The sequence below is a fragment of the Photobacterium angustum genome (genome assembly GCF_002954615.1).
Lineage (GTDB): Bacteria > Pseudomonadota > Gammaproteobacteria > Enterobacterales > Vibrionaceae > Photobacterium > Photobacterium angustum_A.
This window is the reverse complement of sequence record NZ_MSCJ01000003.1, coordinates 439,720-463,435: the sequence shown is the minus strand read 5'-3', so window position 1 is coordinate 463,435 and position 23,716 is coordinate 439,720. Positions and strand designations below refer to the sequence as shown.

At 39.2% G+C, this 23,716-nt stretch carries 23 protein-coding genes; 4 read left to right on the top strand and 19 right to left on the bottom strand.

What is annotated here, in order from left to right; all coding sequences use genetic code 11:
- Positions 1 to 36 precede the first annotated feature (36 nt).
- Entirely contained in the window at positions 37 to 597 is a 561-nt protein-coding gene (locus BTO08_RS16740) for a hypothetical protein (protein WP_105061772.1), read from the top strand.
- Between the two features lie 193 nt (positions 598 to 790).
- Positions 791 to 2,170 carry a C4-dicarboxylate transporter DcuC gene (gene dcuC / locus BTO08_RS16735; RefSeq protein WP_105061771.1) on the top strand — a complete coding sequence of 460 codons (1,380 nt, stop codon included), beginning with the start codon at positions 791 to 793 and terminating at the stop codon, positions 2,168 to 2,170.
- Between the two features lie 65 nt (positions 2,171 to 2,235).
- On the opposite strand, the gene BTO08_RS16730 is transcribed toward dcuC, so the two are convergent.
- The 6 genes from BTO08_RS16730 to rbsD all read right to left on the bottom strand — a co-directional run bounded on the left by BTO08_RS16730 (position 2,236) and on the right by rbsD (position 8,267).
- Positions 2,236 to 3,252 carry a substrate-binding domain-containing protein gene (locus BTO08_RS16730; RefSeq protein ID WP_105061770.1) on the bottom strand — a complete coding sequence of 339 codons (1,017 nt, stop codon included), beginning with the start codon at positions 3,250 to 3,252 and terminating at the stop codon, positions 2,236 to 2,238.
- A 15-nt stretch (positions 3,253 to 3,267) separates the two neighbouring features.
- Positions 3,268 to 4,188: a ribokinase gene (gene rbsK, locus BTO08_RS16725; protein WP_105061769.1), complete on the bottom strand. Its 921-nt coding sequence runs from the start codon at positions 4,186 to 4,188 to the stop codon at positions 3,268 to 3,270.
- Positions 4,189 to 4,380: 192 nt separating this feature from the next.
- Positions 4,381 to 5,259 carry a ribose ABC transporter substrate-binding protein RbsB gene (rbsB, locus tag BTO08_RS16720; protein WP_005363948.1) on the bottom strand — a complete coding sequence of 293 codons (879 nt, stop codon included), beginning with the start codon at positions 5,257 to 5,259 and terminating at the stop codon, positions 4,381 to 4,383.
- A 77-nt stretch (positions 5,260 to 5,336) separates the two neighbouring features.
- The gene (gene rbsC, locus BTO08_RS16715) at positions 5,337 to 6,320 is read right to left on the bottom strand and encodes a ribose ABC transporter permease (RefSeq protein WP_105061768.1); all 984 of its coding nucleotides are present in this window, start codon (positions 6,318 to 6,320) and stop codon (positions 5,337 to 5,339) included.
- Positions 6,317 to 7,822, bottom strand: a complete 1,506-nt coding sequence (gene rbsA, locus BTO08_RS16710) for a ribose ABC transporter ATP-binding protein RbsA (protein ID WP_105061767.1) — start codon at positions 7,820 to 7,822, stop codon at positions 6,317 to 6,319. Before rbsA ends, rbsC begins: the two co-directional genes overlap by 4 nt.
- 25 nt (positions 7,823 to 7,847) lie before the next feature.
- Positions 7,848 to 8,267, bottom strand: a complete 420-nt coding sequence (gene rbsD / locus BTO08_RS16705; protein WP_105062680.1) for a D-ribose pyranase — start codon at positions 8,265 to 8,267, stop codon at positions 7,848 to 7,850.
- Between the two features lie 675 nt (positions 8,268 to 8,942).
- On the opposite strand from rbsD, the gene BTO08_RS16700 reads away from it, so the two are divergent.
- Positions 8,943 to 9,797, top strand: a complete 855-nt coding sequence (locus BTO08_RS16700) for a hypothetical protein (RefSeq protein ID WP_105061766.1) — start codon at positions 8,943 to 8,945, stop codon at positions 9,795 to 9,797.
- Between the two features lie 65 nt (positions 9,798 to 9,862).
- On the opposite strand, the gene BTO08_RS16695 is transcribed toward BTO08_RS16700, so the two are convergent.
- The 8 genes from BTO08_RS16695 to BTO08_RS16660 all read right to left on the bottom strand — a co-directional run bounded on the left by BTO08_RS16695 (position 9,863) and on the right by BTO08_RS16660 (position 16,147).
- Entirely contained in the window at positions 9,863 to 10,180 is a 318-nt protein-coding gene (locus tag BTO08_RS16695) for a hypothetical protein (protein WP_242446289.1), read from the bottom strand.
- Entirely contained in the window at positions 10,177 to 10,536 is a 360-nt protein-coding gene (locus tag BTO08_RS16690) for a hypothetical protein (protein WP_105061765.1), read from the bottom strand. The genes BTO08_RS16695 and BTO08_RS16690 overlap by 4 nt, the downstream gene beginning before the upstream one ends.
- A gap of 94 nt (positions 10,537 to 10,630) precedes the next feature.
- Positions 10,631 to 11,023 (bottom strand): hypothetical protein, encoded by a 393-nt coding sequence (locus BTO08_RS16685; RefSeq protein WP_105061764.1) that lies wholly within the window; start codon positions 11,021 to 11,023, stop codon positions 10,631 to 10,633.
- Positions 11,024 to 11,196: 173 nt separating this feature from the next.
- Entirely contained in the window at positions 11,197 to 11,748 is a 552-nt protein-coding gene (locus BTO08_RS16680; protein ID WP_242446288.1) for a hypothetical protein, read from the bottom strand.
- Positions 11,749 to 12,368: 620 nt separating this feature from the next.
- Positions 12,369 to 13,523, bottom strand: coding sequence for an ABC transporter substrate-binding protein (locus BTO08_RS16675; protein WP_105061763.1), 1,155 nt, complete (start codon positions 13,521 to 13,523; stop codon positions 12,369 to 12,371).
- A gap of 16 nt (positions 13,524 to 13,539) precedes the next feature.
- A complete protein-coding gene (locus tag BTO08_RS16670; RefSeq protein ID WP_105061762.1) occupies positions 13,540 to 14,475 on the bottom strand; it encodes a porin in 936 nt (311 codons plus the stop codon).
- 538 nt (positions 14,476 to 15,013) lie between these two features.
- Positions 15,014 to 15,496: a YbaK/EbsC family protein gene (locus BTO08_RS16665; protein WP_105061761.1), complete on the bottom strand. Its 483-nt coding sequence runs from the start codon at positions 15,494 to 15,496 to the stop codon at positions 15,014 to 15,016.
- 21 nt (positions 15,497 to 15,517) lie between these two features.
- Complete coding sequence (locus BTO08_RS16660) at positions 15,518 to 16,147, bottom strand: LysE/ArgO family amino acid transporter (RefSeq protein WP_105061760.1); 630 nt, start codon at positions 16,145 to 16,147, stop codon at positions 15,518 to 15,520.
- Positions 16,148 to 16,307: 160 nt separating this feature from the next.
- On the opposite strand from BTO08_RS16660, the gene BTO08_RS16655 reads away from it, so the two are divergent.
- On the top strand, positions 16,308 to 17,204 hold the full coding sequence (locus tag BTO08_RS16655; protein WP_105061759.1) for a LysR family transcriptional regulator ArgP: 897 nt from the start codon (positions 16,308 to 16,310) through the stop codon (positions 17,202 to 17,204).
- 53 nt (positions 17,205 to 17,257) lie between these two features.
- Here the strand turns inward: BTO08_RS16655 and glpQ are convergent, their stop codons facing one another.
- The 5 genes from glpQ to BTO08_RS16630 form a co-directional block, all read right to left on the bottom strand.
- Positions 17,258 to 18,322, bottom strand: a complete 1,065-nt coding sequence (gene glpQ, locus BTO08_RS16650; protein WP_105061758.1) for a glycerophosphodiester phosphodiesterase — start codon at positions 18,320 to 18,322, stop codon at positions 17,258 to 17,260.
- Positions 18,323 to 18,370: 48 nt separating this feature from the next.
- Positions 18,371 to 19,738, bottom strand: a complete 1,368-nt coding sequence (gene glpT, locus BTO08_RS16645) for a glycerol-3-phosphate transporter (protein WP_105061757.1) — start codon at positions 19,736 to 19,738, stop codon at positions 18,371 to 18,373.
- An 854-nt stretch (positions 19,739 to 20,592) separates the two neighbouring features.
- A complete protein-coding gene (locus tag BTO08_RS16640) occupies positions 20,593 to 21,744 on the bottom strand; it encodes an iron-containing alcohol dehydrogenase (RefSeq protein WP_105061756.1) in 1,152 nt (383 codons plus the stop codon).
- A gap of 256 nt (positions 21,745 to 22,000) precedes the next feature.
- Positions 22,001 to 22,240 (bottom strand): hypothetical protein, encoded by a 240-nt coding sequence (locus BTO08_RS16635; RefSeq protein ID WP_105061755.1) that lies wholly within the window; start codon positions 22,238 to 22,240, stop codon positions 22,001 to 22,003.
- A gap of 254 nt (positions 22,241 to 22,494) precedes the next feature.
- Positions 22,495 to 23,364, bottom strand: coding sequence for a glycerol kinase (locus BTO08_RS16630; RefSeq protein ID WP_105061754.1), 870 nt, complete (start codon positions 23,362 to 23,364; stop codon positions 22,495 to 22,497).
- Positions 23,365 to 23,716: the final 352 nt, after the last annotated feature.

Here is a 23,716-nt window from a genome sequence, read left to right as displayed (position 1 = left end):
AGCTATCACTTTCACATAGTACGACAGGTAAACGTTATGTTGATGATAAACATTCCTTCTAAAACACTTACTGAAATAGAAGATATTTTTTGTCAATTGAAAATCCCCCCAAAAAAAGAATACTCAGAAGAAAAAGAGTTAGTGTGTAAGTTTCAAATCTTGATCAAGAAAGTAAATGAAAATTATATACCTATAAATTTTGCTATAGATTTAATAGATGAAATTGAGCAACAATCTTTAAGGCATATTGATAACCAGCAACTATACATTGCGCTAACAAAAATATATCACTTATTATCCACAACCATTGACGAAGAATTACTTAGCCATAAGTTTCGTAATGACAACTCTTATAAAATATTAAGTACTTATAAAGATATTTCTCTTATTGCTATTGGATTTCTTTCCGTATTGTATTTATATCAGAATGCATTCAATATTAAATCTTTATATTCAGTTAACTTAACATCACTGATAGTACTGTTGCTATGGCTTGCCATATTAAAGACTACAATGTATTTTTTAGAGCAAGATCAAAAAATAATTAGACAGCATCACCTACACCTTAGTCATATAGAAAAGTTCAAAGTTACCTAATAAAAATCATCAGAATAATTTTTTAAAACAAAAGATTATCTAATCTCATACTCTGCTTTTACAAGATTAGTGATGATCATTCCATTTTTAATAACGCATAGTAATAGATATAAGCATTAATTATTCACGATCAATATTTATTCCATTCAGGTATCAATAATATTCCTGTTTATCATCGGACAATGAGATTAAAATGGAATATATATTTACGATTGCAATTGTTGGGCTTGTTGCCTATTCAATGCTAAAAAAGTTTAACCCTCAAGCAACATTAATCACCGCAGGTTTATTCCTTCTAGCTTATGCTTCCCTTTCAGGCATCAACCCTGTTCTTCCTGACGGTCAAACACAAGGTGCTCTATTCTTCGATTTATGGCAAAAGTTTACTGAAATAACCAACACTCGACTAGGTAAAGTCGGTTTAACACTCGTTTCTATCGCGGGTGTTTCAACCTATTTAAACCACATTGGCGCATCTCAAGCCCTAGTAAAAGCAACATCTCGCCCAGTGATGGCTGTAAAAAACCCATACATCTTATTGATCCTTGTGTTGCTATTTGTCTCTATCATGTATGTCTTTATTACAGGTGCAACATCGCTATCTTTACTACTAATGGGTACTTTATACCCTGTATTACGAAACGCGGGTGTCAGTGCTAAAACAGCGGTTGCGACCATCGTTATTCCAACTGCATGGGAGTACGGCCCAGGACAAATTAATGCCGTCATTGGTGCCAACACCATTAATGTAGAAATTATGGATTTTGTCGTACACCACCAAACCATTTTCCAAGCGTTACTATTACTTATTATCCCTGTTGTAAATATTGTTTGGCAGCGATACTGTGATCGAAAGGATGGCTATAACCCCGCAGATGATCGTGGTAAATACCTCGAGAAACTAGAACAAGAACACGATAATACCGATGTGGTACCGGGCTTTTACGCATTACTCCCCGTATTACCTTTCGTATTTTTATTCGGCTTTTCAAGTATGGTGATGGAATCAATAACGATGACGATTCCAATCGCAATGATGTCGACAATTACAATTTGTGTTCTCATTGAAGCGATTCGTTTCCGTTCGGTTCAACGTGCTTTCAATAACTTTGAAGCTTGGTTGAAAGGGACAGGTATGATCTTTGCGAGCGTGCTAACGTTAATGATCGCAGCTGAATATTTCTCTGCAGGTTTAACCAACATTGGCGCAATTAGCGCCCTAATTAGCAATGCTAAGTCTTTTGATCTTGGTCCTGCAGGTATTGTGATTGTCTTCTCTGGTTTTATTTTATTAACCGCTTTTATAACGGGTTCAGGCAACGCACCAGTAATGGCATTTATTCCAATCGTTCCGCAAATTGCCACAAACTTTGGCGTAAACCCTCTATTACCATTACTTCCAATTTTATTTGCAGCTGGTATCGGTCGAACCATGTCACCTGTGGCTGGCGTTATTATTACCGTTGCAGGTATGTCTGACTTAACGCCTATCGATGTCGTTAAACGGACATCTGTGCCTATGTTAAGCAGTATGGTTGTCGTACTCGTGATGGCTGTTATCCAATATTCATAAATAAAAAAACACCCAGCATAAATTATGCTGGGTGTTTTTTATTCTTTTTCAAAACGACGAAACAATCAATCAACTAAACCTAACTTCCGTACACTCTTTCGCTCAACTAAAGTTGGCTCTAGCTCAATCACTTGGGGGAAAGTATCAGGGGCATCTAAACGTTTCAGTAGCGCCTCAACAGCCGCTTGACCTAAACGATATTTAGGCTGGTGAATGGTTGTAAGGGACGGAGAGATAAACTTCGCAATATGAATATCGTCGTAACCAATAATAGAAAGCTGCTCAGGGATCTGAATACCCAGCTCATTCGCGGCATTAATCACCCCCATTGCCATCATGTCATTAGCAACAACTAAAGCGCTGGGTAATGTTCCTTTTTCATGCAATTGAATAAAGGCGTTATAGCCACCTTCACATTCAAAATCACCTTCCACTATCCATGATTGATTAACAATAAAGCCAGCTTCATCCATCGCCTCTAAATAGCCGTTATAACGCATTTTAGCTTGGTTTCGCTCTAGCGGACCTGTGATACAACCAATATCGCTGTGTCCCGAATCAATCAAATGTTTCGCTGCCATATAACCACCGCGCAGCGAGTTATCCTGAATTTTATCGCTAGTGAACAGCATAGGTCCCCAGTCCATAACCACGACAGGAATATCAGCATAGTGCTCAAAAATATCGAAACGCTCACCCTCTAGCGACGCACAAACTAAAATTAATCCATCAACACGCTTTTGCAGCAAAGTATTGATTGATTCGTGCATACGTTGGTGATCACCTTCCGTATTACACAAAATCAAACTGTAGCCTTTATGGTAACAATGACGCTCAACCCCTTTAACCACTTCGCCAAAGAAAGGGTTGGTTGAGGTTGTTACCAGCATACCAATGGTTTTAGTACGGTTAACTTTGAAACTACGTGCCAAGGCTGAAGGTGCATAGTAATTGAGCTCTTTCGCAGCTTTATTTACCCGCTCTGCAATTTCATCACTGACAAAGCGGGTTTTATTAATAACATGGCTCACTGTCGAGGTAGAGACCCCTGCCAGTTTCGCGACATCTTTCATCGTTGCCAAGTTATTTCTCCTTAATTAGGCGTGTTGCGCTAAAAACAAATCCACTTCTTCACGAGTAGGGATAGACGTTTGCGCACCAAAGCGAGTGACAGAGATCGCAGCGGCAGCATGAGCAAACTTAATCGCTGATTCTAAAGCCAAATCTTCTAATAAACCAGTCACTAACGCGCCATTAAAGGTATCGCCAGCCGCCGTCGTATCTGTTGCTTCAACACGGAACCCTGAGATGATATCGCCGGAACCGTTTTGGCTTAACCATACCCCTTTCGCACCCAAAGTGATCATTACGGTTTTTATTCCTTTACCATGCAGAATATCCGCCGCCTGCTGTGCTGATTGGTTATCCGTTACTGTTACGCCAGTTAACACTTCAGCTTCAGTTTCATTAGGCGTAATCACATCAACACACGCTAACAACTTATCTGATAATTCGCGAGCAGGCGCTGGATTTAAAATCACTGTCGTATTGGCTGATTTCGCGACTTTTGCTGCTTTTTCGATACCACACATCGGTGTTTCTAATTGCATCAACAGATATTCAGCCTGACGAATCGTGTCTAAATCAGATTCAATCGCTTGCTCTGTTAACTTGTTATTCGCTTCAGCTGAGAGACAAATACTATTTTCACCGCAGTCAGAAACTTGGATCATCGCAATACCTGTCGGCGTTCCAACTTCGGTTTTCACACCACGTACATCTATTCCATCTTTGACGAAATTATCATGCATTAACATGCCAAACGCATCATCACCTACGCACGCAATAAACCCAATATCAGCATTTAAGCGGGCAGCGGCAACCGCTTGGTTAGCCCCTTTACCACCTGGGATAACTTGGTAATTACGACCATGCAAAGTTTCCCCTGGGCGAGGAAATGAAGGCACTTGAAGAACATGATCTGCATTGACGCTACCTAGTACTACTAACTTACTCATTATTTAACCCTTAGTTCTGTTAACCCTTTAACGTCAAAGGAGTAATGGGTTTAAGATCTATCAAAAACTTAAACCCATTAGTGCTTAGTCATTGAGTGTGCAACATTGTTAGCTGTATGAAAGAGCAACCCAAACAAGAGAATGGGTTACTCTGTATCGTGATGAAGAAATAACGATAAAAGGAATTAAATCTTATTCTGTAACTACTTTAAGTGGTACAGGGATGTTCTTTTCAACTTTTTCACCTTTCAGTACTTTATCAGCCGTTTCTACACCAAGCGCACCAATTAAATCAGGTTGTTGTGCAATCGTCGCTGCTAATTTACCGCGCTTAACAGCAGCAATACCATCTTCAGTTCCATCAAAGCCCACAATTAGGACATTTTTACCTGATGCTTGAACCGCACGAAGTGCTCCCAGTGCCATCTCATCATTCTGCGCAAAAACAGCTTGTACGTCAGGATTTGCAGCCAGCAAGTTTTCCATTACGTTCAATCCTTTGGTACGATCAAAGTCAGCAGGCTGACTCGCTAAAAGATCCATGTCGTTGGCTTTCACCGCTTTCATGAAGCCTTCACCACGTTCGCGCGCTGCAGATGTCCCTGCAATACCCTCAAGCTGAATAACTTTTGCTTTCTCCCCTACTTTTTCCATAATGAAACGGCCTGCCATTTCACCACCCGCAACGTTATCAGAAGCAATATGACTAACAACATCACCACGGCGTGCACCGCGATCAAGAGTCAATACCGGAATATTAGCGCGGTTTGCAATACGAATGGCATTTGATACCGCGTCTGAATCTGTCGGATTAATCAGAATCGCTTTCACTCCACGCACTGTTAAATCTTCGATATTTGATAGCTCCTTGCTCGGATCGTTTTGTGAATCCAGTACAATTAACTTATATCCAAGCTCTTTTGCTTTAGCTTCCGCGCCATCTTTCATCGATACAAAAAACGGGTTATTCAACGTCGATACAACAATAGCCATTGTATCTTGAGCTTGCGCCGCGAAAGACACCGTGGAAGAAATAAGTGCTGCTGAAATAAGCGTTGCGATTTTTTTCATCGTTCTAGTCCTTTTGTAGGGGGCGAACCAGTACACGTCATCTGGCTCATTTGTTTTATGTAATAATTCGTAGCGTATTATTTGTTTTTGTTATCAACTAAAACCGCTAGCAAGATAACAACAGCTTTAGCAATCATTTGATAATAAGAAGAAACATCCAGTAGGTTCAGCGCGTTATTCAAGAAACCAATAATAAGAGCACCAATTAACGTACCCATAATACGCCCCTTGCCCCCCATCAAACTCGTACCACCTAATACAACAGCTGCAATGGCATCTAATTCGTACCCCATACCAGCCGTAGGCTGAGCAGAAGATAAGCGAGAAGTCACGATAATGCCGGCTAGTGCTGCTAACATACCGCAAATGGCATACACACCAATTTTCACACGATCAACATTGATACCTGAAAGACGAGCCGCAGATTCATTGCCTCCAAGAGCATAAATATAGCGACCAAAACGAGTGTGGTTTAAAAGGTACCAAACACCTGCAAAGACAAACACCATCAGCCATACAGGAACTGGAATACCTAACGCATAACCTGTACCGAACCATGCAAACACATCAGCAGTATCAGTAAAACCTGTAGAGATAGGACGTCCATCGGTATACACCATGGTGACACCACGCAGTAATGTCATCGTCACTAAGGTTGCGATAAAAGCTTGAACCTTACCTTTGGCAATAATTACACCACTTATCCCCCCCAATAACGCGCCAGCAAGTAAAGCCGTTGGCACTGCGATTAAAACGGGTACCTCTAAAGCAATCATACTGGCAGCCAATGCGCCACATAGCGCGAGCACTGAACCGACACTTAAATCGATACCTGCGGTTAAAATAACCAAGGTCATACCGACGGCAATAATCGCGTTAACAGAGGTTTGACGAAGAATATTGAGAATATTGTCGACGGTAAAAAAGTTAGGGTTTAAAAAGGACACAACAACAATCAAGAAAAGTAATGCAATTAATGATTTTTGTTCAATTAACCACTCTTTACTCAACCACTTTTGACGATTTTGTTCAGCGGGTTTATTCATCGTATTCGTGCTCATGCTGCTTCCTCATTCATATTTTTGCCAACGGCACACGCGAGTAGTTTTTCTTGATCTGCCTCTTTAGCATCGAATTCGCCAGTAATTCGTCCTTCATGCATAACGAGGATGCGATCACTCATACCGAGCACTTCAGGCATCTCAGAAGAGACTAAAATGATACTCATACCTTCACTTTTAAATTTGTTGATGAGTTGATAGATTTCTTTCTTAGCACCAACATCGACACCACGTGTTGGCTCATCAAGAATAAGAACTTTAGGCTGGGTCATTAACCCTTTTGCGATAGCAACTTTCTGCTGGTTACCACCTGATAAGTTACCGATAATTTGATTGTGTGTTGGCGTCTTGATATTGAATATTTTAATGAAGTCATCAACGGCAACCACTTCTTCTTTATGCTGAATTTGCACACCTTTTGTGAGTTTATCCAAAGCACAAAGAGACATATTTTCTTTTACAGATAAGCCCAGAACAAGACCATCGCCTTTTCGATCTTCAGAGATATAGGCAATACCGTTATTTAAACCGTCTTGAGGTGTGGCAGGCTTAATAACTTGGCTATTAAGCTTAATTACACCAGCTTCAGCAGGTAGCGCACCGTAAATCAATTTCATCAATTCAGTGCGCCCCGCGCCCATCAGTCCTGATACACCAAGAATTTCACCACGCTTTAGAGAAAAACTAACATCATCGACACCCGAGCCCGTTAATCCCGATACTTCAAGGCAAGTTTCGCCATGTTTTACGGCAATACGTGGGTACTGCTCTTCCAACTTACGACCCACCATCATCTCGATCAGTCCATCTTCATTGGTATCTTTAACTTGGCATTCACAAATGAACTTTCCATCACGCAATACAGTAATATCGTCACAAATTTCAAAAATTTCTTTTAAACGGTGAGAGATGTAAACAATGCCGCAACCTTGCTCACGAAGTTCATTAATGACGTTGAATAACGATTCTGTTTCTTTGTCAGTAAGGGCGTCTGTTGGCTCATCCATAATGATGACCTTAGACTCAAACGACAGTGCTTTGGCAATCTCAACCATTTGTTGTTCGCCAAGGCTTAAGTGACCCAGTAAGGTTTTTGAGGAGTGCTTAACGTTAAGGCGTTTTAACAGTTTATCAGCCTCATCATACATTTTTCCCCATTGAATTCGTCCCATCATGCCCGTGAATTCACGCCCAAGATAAATGTTTTCGGCAATGGTTAATTCAGGTATCAGGTTTAACTCTTGGTGAATAATACTAATGCCTGCTTCTTGTGAATCACGTGGGCCGTTAAATGCAGCAGGCTGACCTTGATAATGAATACTACCTGCATCCATTTGGTAAATCCCAGTAAGCACCTTCATTAAGGTTGATTTACCCGCTCCGTTCTCGCCCATAAGAGCCATTACACGACCTGCATACACAGAAAGGCTAGCTCTATCTAACGCTTTCACACCGGGAAACGCTTTCTCGATATCATTCAATTGTAGAATGGCCTGAGTCATAATTTATCCTCAACGTCGCTCTTGACTAAAACACCACACCAGATTGAAAAATCACATTGGCATACGGGGTACATTCGCCTGTTCTTAATATCGCTCGGCTTTGTTCCGTGCGATGTTTAAACTGTTCGTGGGTAACGTATTGAATATGAATTTTTTTATCCGTTTTCGCTTGCTCTAGTTCAAGTTCAACCAGCAAGGCTTGGTGATGTTCAGGGCTCACTTGGGCAAATTCTTCTGCCATAATCACCCCTTCAATGCATGTTTCAGAGAGCATCACACGCACCGTCTCTAAAAAGCTCGGCACGCCATGCGTTAATGCCAAATCAATACGCTGCACATGATCTGAAATAGGTAAACCCGCATCACAAATAGTGATTTCATCGGTATGCCCTAAGGTGGCGACTAGGTAAGACAATTCTGAATTAATGAGGGTGCTTTTTTTCATGTTATCGACCATTCGGTTATACGTTTTCTTACTAAAGGTATCTGCTAATAGGTGAAAATTACCGCTTTAGAAAACACCATCGAAACGTTTCGATAGCATGATAATCCGACTAATTTTTTTGACTATCCCCGGTTCGATAAGATGTGAGAATGATCGGTCTTGATCATCAATATAAAGACAAAAAAGAATACTAGGTCACACTTTAGCCATCGAAACGTTTCGATAAAAATAAAAAAAACGGGTAACTCACTTATTCCCCCTCTTTTCTATTAACTAAAGCGCAACTAAAGCATCGATATCTAAATCATGCTTTCATCGAGCCTTTGGAAAAAGTAAACGCTCAGGTGACAATGTGTAATAAGAAACCTTAGGTTAATAATCAACCATTAAAACGATAATGCATTGTTTATCAATACGATCGGTTATAGTCGGCGTTAATCTCTTACAAAATCCAAACGAATAACATTCAATTATTAACATGTATTACTTATCACAAGAGCTTATAAAATGGCTTATTTAGCTCCTTTCAGTTGCTCTATTTTTCTAATTACCTAGGTTTGACTTTCCATATTTAGCTTATTAACCTGTTATCTGAAGCATATACTTATTACAACAATTCGCTTTTAACTTAAGATTTGCATAATAGAGCGTGTCAACTCATCAGGTTACGCAATAATGACCCAAGACAATAGCAAGACAGAGCAAAAAAACGCACAACTTCAACGTAAAGAAAGAAATGTAAAAACAAAATTAATGGATTGGTTTGCCTACAACATGAATGCTAATGGTGTTTCAAAAACAGCGTTGGCAACCTACTGTGATGTATCAAGACAAGCCGTCCATAAATGGGTCACCACAGGTATCGTCTCTAAAGAAAACTTAATTATTTGTTCTCGTTTTTTTAAAACCGTACCACCATTAGATTTGATCGCAGATAAAGAAAACCATGCACCGGTTAACCCTCTATCATACGCGTGGTCTTCTAATGCGCGTAAAGCCGTCGAAATCATAAAAAGATTAGATGATGAAAAGACAAACCCTATTCAAATAAAATTGATCACAGGAATGGTAGAAGCGGTTGATGCATTGTCATATGTTGAAAATGCGAACCTGAAAGATGAGCAAAATTTCGAGTGGGAATGTAATAATAAAACACGATCCATGTTAGCCCGTATTGATGAGCAATTTTATAATGCCGATCTCACTGGCGTTACCACAGAATATATCGGCAACATATTAATTGGCTACATGGAATTAATTGGGGACACAAAACTCGATATTCGCCCTTATAGCTTTATCGCCATGCCCGAACTCAATGACGGCAATGCAGAAATGTGTATAAAACTATTAAAGAATCTTCTTGAATACCCAACCAAGTCTCGATTAGTCATCGCCATTCATTTACCAGAAGAAAGTCAACAAGCAGCGCGATTTAACCAGATTGCCGCCAATACCTCTTTTCTTATTATGCCGCCGTCATCCGTCCCTTCAATTGTTGCGGAAAAAATAGCAAAAATGACAAAAGATTAGTGTGAGCATACCCCGTTATGGGACATCAAATGTCCCTTTACGTTATCTTTTTTAATCACTTCATTTCAAAAGTTAGCCGCGCGTTGTTCTTTCTGTCCAAGATCAGCAAAGCGGATACAATTTCTCAATGAAATATCGCGACGAGAAGAAAAAATAAAACCTAGTTGACTCACCAGTTCATCATTCCCTTGTTCACGTGCCATCCCCATTAAAGCGCAAACCTTGTCCGAGGTTTGGTGGTGAGCCATCTCTAATAACGTCGGTGGTGGTACTGATAACTCAAGCATCGGTGGCGCTGCATTTTTAGGATAAGCTTTGTTATCAGCAGAGCACCCCGTGCCTAACAGTAATATTATTGATATCGCTAAAAAAACGTTTTTCACGACACCGACTCCTGCTGATAAAGTGTAATCGGTGCACTAAATAAATAAGGCATCACGACATTATCTATAAGCGCATCACAGTGAGCTTTATCAATAACAAACGTTGAGTTTTTCTCTGCGGCAGCATAAAACTTTTCGACCTTGTTATAACCAATTCGTTTTGCTGTTTCATCAAGGACATCGACAGCAAAATTAAACAAACCAATCACTTCATTTTCAGGATATTCGGTAATTTTATCAGCACACTGTGTAGCATTAACAACGCTATGCATCGTCACAATAGGACGAGAAAATGCTAACGAGTCAGCATGAGTGATAGGTGAAACCAATAGTGCAGCAATGAGCAGTTTTCTCATACACACCTCTTTAAAATTAACTCAACATAATATTTAAATGACGTAATAAGCCCCTTCCTTGGAGCTCGTCAGATTTAGAAAATTAGAAAGGTAATTATTTACAGTTTGCAGTGAAGCCATTTTCAATACGATCTTTCGCCGTTTCTTTACCGCTTTCAATAATCGCTTTACGTTGCTCTGCAAACGTTGTTGTATCTGACATATTCGCGATCTTTTGCGCCATAGTATCTACTGCACGCATGTTCCCATCAGCAGCAAAATGTGCACCCAAAACAAGTAAAGCCGCATTTTGAACAATCGGGTTTTTATCATCAGCTGCCGCACTTTTTAAATACGTTAAGCTAGAAAGATCACAATGATTTAATTGCTCATTAGCTTGTACAAATTTATCCCCTAATACCATGCCAGCCGCTTGTTCTTTAATAGCGTTACAACCAGTTAATAAAATTGTCGATGAAATAAGGCTGGTGATAATTAATTTTTTCATTATTTTTTCTCTCTTTCATGTAATAAAAGCGATCCCTGCAGATATAACAGTCCATAAATAAATTGAATAGATACGCATGACATTATTTCTAATATCAAAAATTAATAATATTTTTAAAAATAAAAAGAATAATAAATATTTAATATATTCACTTTCTATTTAACAAAATATATTTAAGCGTAATCGCAATAGCCTAACGTTTGAAATGGCATCACGTGATGATTAAGGGTTTCATGTCGACTTTGTACCGCTTCCATCTGCCGCCCTTCTTTCTTAAAAACAATAGTTGTTGAGACCATATTTCCAAAGGCAGTTTGTTCTAAAAGAGTAATGTTATTAAACCCATAAACCTTTTGCGCGAGTGCTTGATGCGAATCGTCAACCACTATCACTTGTTCTTTATCAACGTCAAACTTATAAGATTGAAAAAATGGCTTTCTAAAATCACCATTTTTATTCTTCGCACCATCAAACACACACTGGATACTATAATTAGGGCTATCTGCTCGACTTGCACCAATACCAATAAAAGCAGGAATAAAAAGTAAAACCTTGGCTACTTTAAGCAGTTGAAATATCGACTTATACCGTTTTAGAAACGGTTTTTTAGTGCCATACACTTTGGGTAAAACAACCACAGATGAACACAGCACACATAACCTTGGATCTTTACATGTATGGCCATAAACATGGGTTCGTTTAACTCTTGTTCTACACTTAGCCATAATGCTTACCTAATGCCAAAAAGAACAACATCTCATTCGTTTTACCATCTAAAGTTCGCTTTAATCTCACTATTATTCTGTGACTTTTCATATTAACGTTCGTCTTATAAAAATAGATTTATCGCTAATCCGTAGCGTGATGTTTTCATCCCCAATCAAAAAATCAAACCACAATGGTTTACTAAAATAACCTTGATCATTTTATCGCGCCTAATTGCGCTTGGATCTAAACAATGTCAATCAAAAACCGTAATAGTCGCAACAAATGGTAATGGGTAAACCTATAGTTTACAACCGTAAATGTGGAATTTAGCCCCTATATCTCTTACAAAAAAGAGGGTTTATAAGGAATTACAGTAAGTTATAACTATTCTCACTTACGAATGATTGCTTATTATTTAAACAACGATAATGCTTTGTAGGATTATTATTCTCTTAAACTGCTCGTTGAAAATGATTTTTAGAAAGATTTTCTCTTTATCACAGGAACAAAATTACTGAGAGATATCGTCAATAGATGCAACCGTATAGAGTTACGCGGTGAGGTTCAAAAAGTGGCAGTACAAAGTAAACATTGCTGAACGGAAAATAGAAGGGCGATAAACGCCCTTCTGTTTTTATTATTGAATAATATCAACGTTATCAATACCAAATAAACCGCTTACGTCACTGTTAGCTAAAGTCTTATTCATTTCAACGAAGGTTTGTTCTGGGGTTAAATCCTTAAATAACTCAGGTCGGATCCACTTCGCAAAGTGTTCAAGCGCCACAAGATTATACGGCGAGTTATAAAACGGCTTATAAATAGAGAAAACATTGCCGGTTAAATTTGCGTTGGTCGCTTGCAACCAAGAACGTTCCATCAAGGTTTTCGTTGCCGCTTTGATCGCAGCGTCATTAGCCGCGTAACCTAGAGGAATACCCTTCATAGAATGACCTTTTTTATCAACCCAGCCAGCCGTTTGCATAATGTAAACATCAGGGTTTTCCGCAACAATAGTTTCAGGTGACATATTACCGGAATGAGCACCACCTAACGGTTTGGTCGCAATATTTGTCGCTTTTAGCAGCGTGATAAAATCATCCATATTGCCACCAGCATAAGTGTTGCAACAGGAATCTAGGGTGTAACCTGCCGCCGTTTCCATAAACACTGTTTTGGGTTTTAAATCTTTCGTCTTAGCAATGCGATCAGTAATAACGTTTAAATGTTGAGTGTAGTAATCCGCAAATGCTTTACCGCGTTCTTCATAACCTAATGCTTTTGCTACAGAAGTTACTGATGTCATTGTATTTTTGATGGTTTGCTCGCGAAAATCTGCCGTGATCACCTGAATACCGGCATCATTAAGCTTCTTCACTAAGCCTTTCTCTTTGGCAGAGTTCATACTGCTAGTACCGATGATCAGCACATCAGGTTTAGGCTCCATTTGAATGAATGATTCAGCATCAAACTGACCTTTACTGATCTTGCCAATCTCTGGCACTTTTTTAAGGTTTGGGTATTTATTGGTATAAAACTCATACATAGAAGGGGCTGAAATCTTCATATCATCACGCATAGCAACAACATGTTTACCAGCATTTTTTCCGTAAACGATTTCTAATAATGGGAAGTTACGAGCAGTACCAAGTGCAATATGTTGAGGCTGATGATCCAGCGTAATTGTTTGGCCTGATACATCCGTGATTGTCATCGGGTAATCACCAGCAAGTGCAGAGCATGAAGCCATTACACCAACAGCAAGAGTAAGAAGTTTAAATTGCGTTTTCATATTAGACCTTTTGAGATTAGAAATCGTAACGAGCGCCAAGCATGGCTTGTGTATCATCAATTACCGTGTCGTAATTCACCGCAGCATAGGTTCTGAAATGTTTATTCCACTTGGCGGTGATGTCGCCATTCACAGCTCGAGTGTCATCTCCACCTTCGACATGTAACTCACCAAAACCAAGCGTGGCTTTATAAATACTGTTGATCTTATAAGCAGTCACTACGTCATAACCGTCAGCATCCTTACCGCCTAATTTTTGATTGGTGTATAAAGCACCTAAATAAAACTGCTTAATTTGGTATCCCATACCGACATCAAACTGTGACTTTTCTTTCTCTTTGCCTTTTTTGATCATGGTTTGATCGGCATAACCCGTTGCCAAGGTTAACCCTGTATCACCAATAGCTTGGGATGCCCCAACAGAGAAACCCTGTTTAAAGGTATCTTGCTTGATTGTATGTTTACCCGAGTAGTTAATGCCTAATGACGTACCCGAATCATTGGTATAAAAAGTGGCAATACTGTTCGCTATACGTTTGCCGACTTTAAACTTGTCAGCGGCAATTGCGCCGTATGCTGCCTGAATATCAGTCATATCCGTAACAAGGCTCATCGCTCCCGCCGTTTTACCGTAAACGACTTGCGCTTCTCCCTCTCCTAGCGCCGCTTTAATACCGGCATAGAGATAGCGTGTTTTGTTTTCACTTGCTTTGAATTCCTGCTCGAAATAACCAATGCCGCTAATACCATCACCGATCAGTGTTTCACCACTAATATTCACTCGCGCACGGCTAAGATCGCTGATGTCACTATCACGATGCTCAGCGCGAGCTTCAACACGCCCGCCAATAGCAAGACTTGTTCCCTCATCAGCGTAAATGGATGCCGCATTTACAACACTTGCAAACGATGACACGCATAACGCGCCATAGAATAAAGCTGTCCTTTTCATTACCGACCACTTTTGATTTAAAAAATAGAATAGTAAACCTACGGTTTACCGTTAATGAGAATGGTAATCATTAAGATATTTATAATCAAGACATTTAAATACTTAAATGGAATTTATATAACCTAAAGAAAAAGGGATAATGATGAAATGTACCTGCGCAATGCATTTATCTTTAAAAACAAAGCATTTAAAATCAATGTGTTATTGATTGTCTAAAATGAAATGTCGAGATTTTTTTAAATATTGAAGTAAGCCCATAATCTTTCGTTGTTAAATTACCGACACTATTTTATCGCTTAAAAGGTATACACTTTTAAATAACTAAAGAATATTAGTCATAAACTCAGGATATGAGAAGCAATATTATATTGAGCAAACTAATACACTCTCCAAGTATTACTTTTAGGGAAATTAACGATGGTATATAAAAATAAACCATACACTTAAACATCAATCACTTTCCCTTTTTCAAATAAAGAAAAAGGGCTTTGAATATTAAACTCAAAGCCCTTGGCATTTATTTATCTTAGTTTGTAATTTACAGTTCATAAATAGAATTAGATTCAGATTCTAATAACTGCTTTAAGTGTTTCCCTGCCACGCCAAACGTGACTTCTGGTATACCGGGTGTATACAGCAACTCTTCACACGCATACAAGGATGAATCGATAATAATAGTGACATGTTCAGGTAGCCCGACAGGACAAACAGCACCGGGTAAACACCCTAACTGCGCAGTCATCTCTTCACCAGTACAAATAGAGGGCCGCTTACCGATTAACGTCTTTATTTTTTTCGAGTCCATTCGCGAATCTTTATCCGTCAAATACAACGCATAGCCATGACCTTTAAATTTCATAAAGATGCTCTTAGTATGTACTCCCGTCCAACCAAGTCTCGCTGCTACTTTTTGATCGGTTTCAAAATCAAGAATGCTTTCGTGCTCCCATTCTCGATAAGGGATAGCCAATGACTTTAAACGTTGGGTATTAAACGCATAAATTTTTTGTAACGATTGCATATATCACTATCCCTTTTACTTTTACCAATACTTACCCATCAACTCTTTAGCAAGAATGATCGCAATAGTAAACATCATTGCTGCCACTAACAGATCAATGCCTTTTTTTACTTTTGGCTGTGATAGAACAGGCCCAAGTTTTGCCGCACCTAAAGACAAGCTATAGAACCAAACAAACGATGCCATGATGGTACCAACAGCAAAAGCAATACGATCATTTCCTTCAAACTGACCACCTAGTGAACCAAGAATCACCACGGTATCAAGGTATAAATGCGGATTTAACACCGTCACAGCCAATGCACCTAAGATAACAGCACGACGACCGCGAGCAACCACTTCACCATTTTGTTCATCAGCATTGGGCTTTTTAAACGCGCTTTTTAATGACAACAAACCGTAGAAGGTTAAAAAAGCAATGCCGCCTAATGTTACAGAGGTCAGTAACATGTCATGTTGCGCCAAAATGGCACCGCCACCAAAAATACCTAAGGAAATAAACAGCGTATCTAACAAACTGCAAATCGTTGCTGTCGTTAAATGGTGATTACGCTTTATACCTTGATTGAGGACATAAGCATTCTGGGCACCAATAGGGATGATCATTGATGCCCCTAAACCAAAACCTTGTAATAAAACCCAAAAATTCATCATTCACCTCAGCAACATCAAATCAATATTCGTAAAGAGCCGAGAAGATAAAAGGTTTAAAGAGATAAGTATAATTAATGATTTTAATGTAACATTAGAGATACTTATAACTGTGGTGTTACCTATAAAAGTGGTGTGACTCACAAGCAAGGAGAGTGAAGTGCGAGGATTAGATTACAAATGGATTGAAGCCTTAGATGCGATTATTCATCAAGGGAGTTTTGAACGTGCCGCTGAATACCTCTTCATTTCACAGTCAGCAATATCACAACGCGTAAAACAATTAGAAAAGTTTCTGGCTCAACCTGTACTGATAAGAGAGCAACCGCCAAAGCCCACAGCAATAGGCAAAAAACTACTGGGGTTATATCGTCGTGTTAGATTACTTGAACATGAAATATTGCCAGAGTTAGAAAACGATACCAGCTCACGCCCTATTCAACTTTCACTCGCTACCAACGCCGATAGCCTAGCGACATGGTTGTTACCGTCACTGCAAGACGTGATGAAACAAAAACAAGTTGAAATTACATTAAGTATTTATGGTGAAAACCTCTCGATAGAGAAATTGAAAAGTGGAGAAGTGGCAGGTGCGATTAGCCTCGAATCGCAACCGATCCCGTCCTGTCGAGCCGACTATTTAGGTTGTATTGATTACGTTTGTGTCGCAAGCCCTGAATTTACCCAGCGATACTTCAAAAACGGCGTGAATAACCAAACGATAGCTAAAGCACCAGCCGTGTCTTACGATCAATTTGACGATCTACACCAGAAATTTCTTACCCACCACTTTAATGTAAATCTTGATAATACCGTCCATCATAAAATCAGTAGCTCAGAAGCTTTTATCAAAATGGCCATTGCTGGTATCGCCTACTGTTTAATCCCCAAATTACAGATCATCGAGGAATTAGAAAAAGGCACGCTGGTGAATATTACGCCGAATTTCACCTTGTCTAACCAAATTTATTGGCATCACTGGCAATTAGAAACTGGCGTATTAAAAGAAATATCGCAAGCGATCATTCATTACGCACAAAGCCATTTGCCACAATAAGATGAGCAAAAAAAAGCCCTCCAAAATCGAGAGGGCCAATCCCTTAAGTAGCTCTATTTATTATTATTATTAAGAAACGTCACTGCTTTATCAGGAAAATCAGTAAATACTCCATCGACTTTTACCTGATTGTAGAAAACATCAAGCATGCCATTGAAGTTCTCTGCGTATGGCGGAATACGGCCTTCATCAGCACGGAAAGTATAAGGATGTACTTTTAACCCCGCCGCTTTTGCCTGCGCCATTAACGGTTTAATAATGATGTTCGATTGAGTTGATTTATCATCCACTAACATCGGTTTCCAAGGGCCAATCCCTTCCGCATATTGCGCCACTTTTGCCATACCATCGGGTTTGAACATCCAATCGTAGCTATATGGCGTTGCTTTATCACCGTCATAAACCATGGTTTCGTTCCAATCGGTGTAAGCCATTAATTGGATAAGTTTTAAATCCATCCCCATCTCAGGCATTAAGGTATCATTAATACGCTTTAGCTCATTGGCATCAAAACATTGCAGGTATACTTTGTCGCTTTGCGAGGTATAACCGTATTGTTTTAATTCTTTAAGTACCGCTTTAGAAATGTCTTTCCCTTCATGGCGATGGAACCAAGGTGCTTTGATCTCAGGATAAATACCAATGTCATAACCTAACGTCTTATTTAAGCCTTGAATTAATTCAATTTCTTCCGCAAAAGTAGGTACAGTAAAGTGTGATTTCCACATTGGGAATCGTTGTGGGAAGCCCGCAACTTTCTCGCCTTTATCATTGATATTAAACCCTTCAGTCACCCTTAATGATTTAATTTCAGCGAGCGTAAAATCAATCGCATAATAACGTCCATCTTTACGAGCACGATCAGGAAAACGTTCAGCAACATCAGTCACACGATCCAAATAGTGATCATGCAGTACCACTAATTGATCATCTTTCGTCATTACTACATCCTGCTCGATGTAGTCCGGTTTCATGGCATAAGCGAGCGCTTTCGCTTCAAGTGTATGTTCGGGTAAATAGCCTGACGCGCCACGGTGAGCAATAACAAGCGGATTTGCAATAGCCCCTGCTGATAAGCTAAGTGCCAAAAAAGTTAAGCCAACTGAGATTGTTTTCATTATAATATCCTTGCTAAATAGTGAGGGACAATCCGCCCCTCAATACGGTTATTGTGCTAATGCTGCTTTTTCTTTTGCTTTACGTTCATGAAGTGCTCGCTCACCTAGCAGTGCATAAACAAAGCACACAATAGATGTCACACAAGAACCAACCAGAATAATAAAGCCGCCATCCCAACCATAAAGATCAACGGTATAGCCAAGTACAGCATTTGCCGCAACCGCACCACCAAGGTAACCAAATAGACCTGTTAAACCTGCCGCAGTACCTGCTGCTTTCTTCGGTGCAAGCTCAAGCGCATACAAACCAATTAACATAACAGGACCATAAATTAAGAAGCCGATAGCAATAAGCGCTAGCATATCAATGGTTGGGTTACCTGCTGGGTTAAACCAGTAAACCAATACCGCCAGCGTTACCAACACCATAAACAAAATACCGGCAGGTGCACGACGCCCTTTAAATAACTTATCGGAAATCCAACCACACAATAAGGTGCCAGGAATACCTGCCCACTCATACAAGAAGTAAGCCCATGATGTTTTATCGACAGAAAAACCTTTCGCTTCTTTTAGATATACTGGCGCCCAATCTAACACCCCGTAGCGGATCAGATAAACAAAGGCATTAGCAATCGCAATAGACCAAAGTAACTTGTTATTAAAGATATACTTAAAGAAGATTTCTTTCGCCGTCATTTCCGTTTCAAACGACTTATCGTAACCTTCAGGGTAATCATCTTTATATTCTTCGATTGGTGGTAAACCACATGACTGAGGCGTATCACGCACGGTTAACCAAACAAAAAATGCGACTAGCAAAGCAAAAAGGGCGGGCACATAAAAAGCTGTACGCCAGTCGTCATTAAATGCCCAAAGGCCAAGAATAAACATAGGGCCAATTAAGCCGCCACCCACGTTGTGAGCAACGTTCCACACCGACACTATTTCGCCGCGTTCTTTACGAGACCACCAATGCACCATGGTACGTCCACACGCAGGCCAGCCCATTCCTTGGAACCAACCATTTAGAAATAATAAGATGAACATGGCAGCCACACTACCCGTCGCCCATGGCATAAAGCCAAAGCAGAGCATGACCAACGAGGACATAACCAGTCCAGCTGTTAAAAAGTATCTTGGGTTAGAACGGTCTGACACATTCCCCATTAAGAACTTCGATAAACCATAAGCAATAGACACCGCAGCCAAAGCAACACCAAGCTCTCCGCGGCTGAAGCCTTCATCAATTAAATATGGCATTGCCAAACTAAAGTTCTTACGGACGAGGTAATAACCTGCATAGCCGAAGAAAATACCGAAAAATAACTGCCATCGCAGGCGAGAATAGGTGCTATCGACCTTACTATTATCTAAAGGTGCGATATGCGCCTTCGGTTTGAATATCCCAAACATCAGAGCCTCATTGTTATCCATACATCACTAAAAACGAACATTTTCGCTCACAAGCGAAACTTTGGTGAATTGTATGGAGATCAAATTAAATTTCTGTGACAAAGGTTTAGTTAGTGTTAATAAATGGAATATATAACCACTTAAGTATACTCAATAGGAACAAAATCACGCTTTCAACAAATAAAGTAATCATGGAATGATATTTACAACGAAAAATTACGCTCATAAAACAATCAAAACGGTGGGGTAAAGTAGTATGACAGGAAATAGACGAACGAAAGAAAGAGAGAAAGAGAGAAAGAGAGAAAGAGAGAAAATTAAGAATAAACAATGTGACAAACACAATGTCGCTTTTTCATCACAGCCAGCAGTTGCTGCTTTTCGCTACAACCATAGTTAGATCAGGCACTATTTTAACAAATAGCAAAAGGGCGTTGAAGTTACCTTCAACGCCCTTTTTAAATATTTAAACACTTACTTTGTTTTGTTTTCGCCTTTATACATTGCTGCAAAAACAGGAGTGTATAAACGAACAACTTTAGTAATGATTTTTGACATGGTAAACCCCTTAATAACGCAAGTATATTGTAATGTCACAACCTTGCCTAAGCACAGTTTTTATAAGGCGTTGGTCGTGTTTCGATGTAATAAAGTATAGCGAATTGGAGTATATTTTAAAGTGAGAAATAACCCCACTTATCATTAGTTATTTTAATGCGAAATACTGGCTTTTACCTTTTTATAATCGCTCATAAAAAGTGATTAAACACCGTACCCTCCCGCCCTTTTAGATGAAAAACGCCGCTGATGATCAGCGGCGTTTTCGACAGATTAATTACCGATAGTCGGGGTAATTACATACGTGCTTTGAAGATCTCAACGATTTCTTCTAGGCTCGCTTTACGTGGGTTAGTTAAAGAACATGCATCGTTTAAGGCATTTTTTGCCATGAACGCTAACTTGTCTTCTGTTACACCCAAATCTGCTAGGCGTTGCTTCGTTCCTACCTTTTCAGATAGTGTATCAATCGCTTCAAGGGCAGCATTAACAGCTTGATCTTGAGTCATACCTGATACATCCACACCCATTGCTTTTGCAATATCAACAAAACGCTCTGGTACTTGTTGTGCATTAAAGCGTGATACTTCTGCCAATAAGATTGCGTTACATAAACCATGAGATAGGTTGTAAACACCACCAAGTTGGTGTGCCATTGAGTGAACGTAACCTAGAGAAGCATTTGAGAATGCCATACCAGCTAAGTACTCACCGTACTGCATCGCATCACGTGCTTCGCGGTTTTCACCGTCGTTCACAGCTGTTTCTAGGTTGTTTACAATTAACTCAATCGCTTTAATCGCTGATGCGTCCGTGATTGGAGTCGCTGCTGTTGAAACGTAGGCTTCAACCGCATGTGTTAATGCATCCATACCTGTTGTTGCCGATAAGAACTTAGGCATTGCGACCATTAGTTCTGAATCGTTAACTGCAATAATTGGCGTGAAATGCTTATCAACCACTGGATATTTAGTTTCATCTTCTTGGTTAGTGATAATCGCAAATACTGTCATTTCTGACGCTGTACCAGCAGTAGTATTCACTGTAACCAATGGAAGTTGTGGTTTCTTAGAAAGGTGAACACCTTTAGAGTAATCACGAATATGACCGCCGTTCGCTGCCACTAACGCGATACCTTTAGCTGTATCATGTGATGAACCGCCACCGAATGAAATCACAAAATCAGAATGGCTATTTGCGAGTAGCTCTAAACCATCTTCGATGTTTTTCTCAGTTGGGTTAGGTTGAACACCATCAAACACAACAAAATCTAAGTTATGTGCTTTTAGCTCATCTGTTAACTTACTAACAAGACCCACTTCAACCAATACACTGTCAGTTACGATAAGTGCTTTCTTTAATTCTTTTGATGCAAGTTCAGCACCTAGGGATTGAATAGCGTTAGGGCCCATTAGGGTTACAGGTGGCATGTAAAATACATTGCTCATAGTAAAGCTCCGATAATTTATTTTTAATTTATAGTGACTTACGGCGATAACCATAAGTCTGAATGCGAGTTTACGTTGAGGGATATACTGAAGAGATGTTGTATATCCTTGCCGATTTTAGTGTTGCTGTCTGTTTCTATAATTTCATTCTACGCCCTATTCATTTAGTAACAATAGAGCGCAAAACCAAAACACTTTTACGAAATAGATGATAATAAAATTGAGAAAAACGTTTTGGTAATGGTATGCGGCTTTATTATTTATCAGCAGCTGAAAGCAACTTTTGTCCAAATGTCATGTCAGTTGCTTTGCTCTTTAACACAACACCTGAACGTGATTTGTCTGCTGTTCCACTTACTGAATAGTGTTGTAGCACTACTTTGCTCGTATGATTATTGAAGTGAATATTACCTGTAAATGCACCGTCTTTTGCTGTTGCATTGTAAGACATCGCGATAATAGCAGTTGCAATAGTTGCTTTGATAACAGTATTCATTAATCCGAGAACCTTTTTCTTTTAATTTTTCAAACGCGTTGTGCGTTTCGATGTAGCTATTATCAATAGTTACCAAAAATAAACAATCCATTCATCATACAAAAGATTATTTCCAAACGGTAACAATCATAACTGTGAAAAGAGTATTCTAAATAATGGAAAACAGCGGGTGGGATTGGCGTTAACAAGGCAATAAGAGAAAGCGATAACAGCATTGCAGTTATCGCTTCATAACATATCAAGCCGTAAGTGTATTAATAGGCTTTAATATCAAATTTGAGTAGCAATCTTGGCAGTACATCATCTAAATTTTGCACATCATCATCGTTCAACTCAATTAAATGAAAACCATATTTTTTATAGAGATCTTGTTTAATTTTCTTTCTATATGCGTATTTCGGATCATCTTCCAATCCCCAAAATTCGATATATACCTTGCCTGTCGGTAAATAGAAATCACAGTACAGATCTTCTTCAATCGGTAATTTACGCTCATAAGCATGGACGATACCTGCCATATACAACCAATTATCGATCAGCATTTCAGCTTTTGAACGCACATAATGTCCGTCTGCTGCACGGTGTTTTGCCTCAAATTTCTGACGAAAGTTCGAGACCGAATTATCAGTGCTTTTCGCTTCAGCATTAGCACCTGTAATTTCATTTACGGAATGAATGAGACTCTTATTTTTTAATACACTATCGTCCCACACAACATAAGGTACACCTGTTCGGAAATCTTCTTTTTGAACACCACCAAGGCGAAGCCCTGAATTACTGACTTTCCAACCTTTGACAGCTTTATTGATCCAGCCTAACTCATCTAAAATCTGATTAATTTTCTGCGAAGTTAAATTGAAATGACTGCTGATTTGAGTCGCTGATAACTTTTTTCCGTCAAACTCAGGTTGTTCAACAATCTCTAACGAATCAGGCCACACAATGTATTGTCCAAACCTAGGCGATTGTTTGTATTCACCTTGTGCATTCTTGCCTACTTCTGTTAAATGCCACTCAGCGTTATCTCGAATAATATAGCCAGCATCAGCTAATTGATTAAACAATTCTTTTGCGACAATACCACGTGCTTTAGCCAACTGTGAGGTTGAAATTTTAGTCGTCATATAAGGCTCTCTTATTATCTGTTATAAGGTGATATTAACCGCAATAACAGTAAGTTATAAGCAAAATACAGCTCCCAACGTATAAGATAACCAAATGTTTTATAAAATCAGACATATATCTAAATTTATAGACAAAATACTGTAAAAATTTTCTTTTAACCCGATAAAAATATCGGTACTTACCCGAGGAAAAATTGTTAATACAAACAACTCAACCCCACCGACATATCATCAAAAAACAAGCAAAAGCCAAATAACATAGTACTCATTAATCGTTTTGCTTTAATTTGTCTCATTTTTGATACAAATTTAAAACTTAAACATACATTTCATATACCATTTATGTATTATA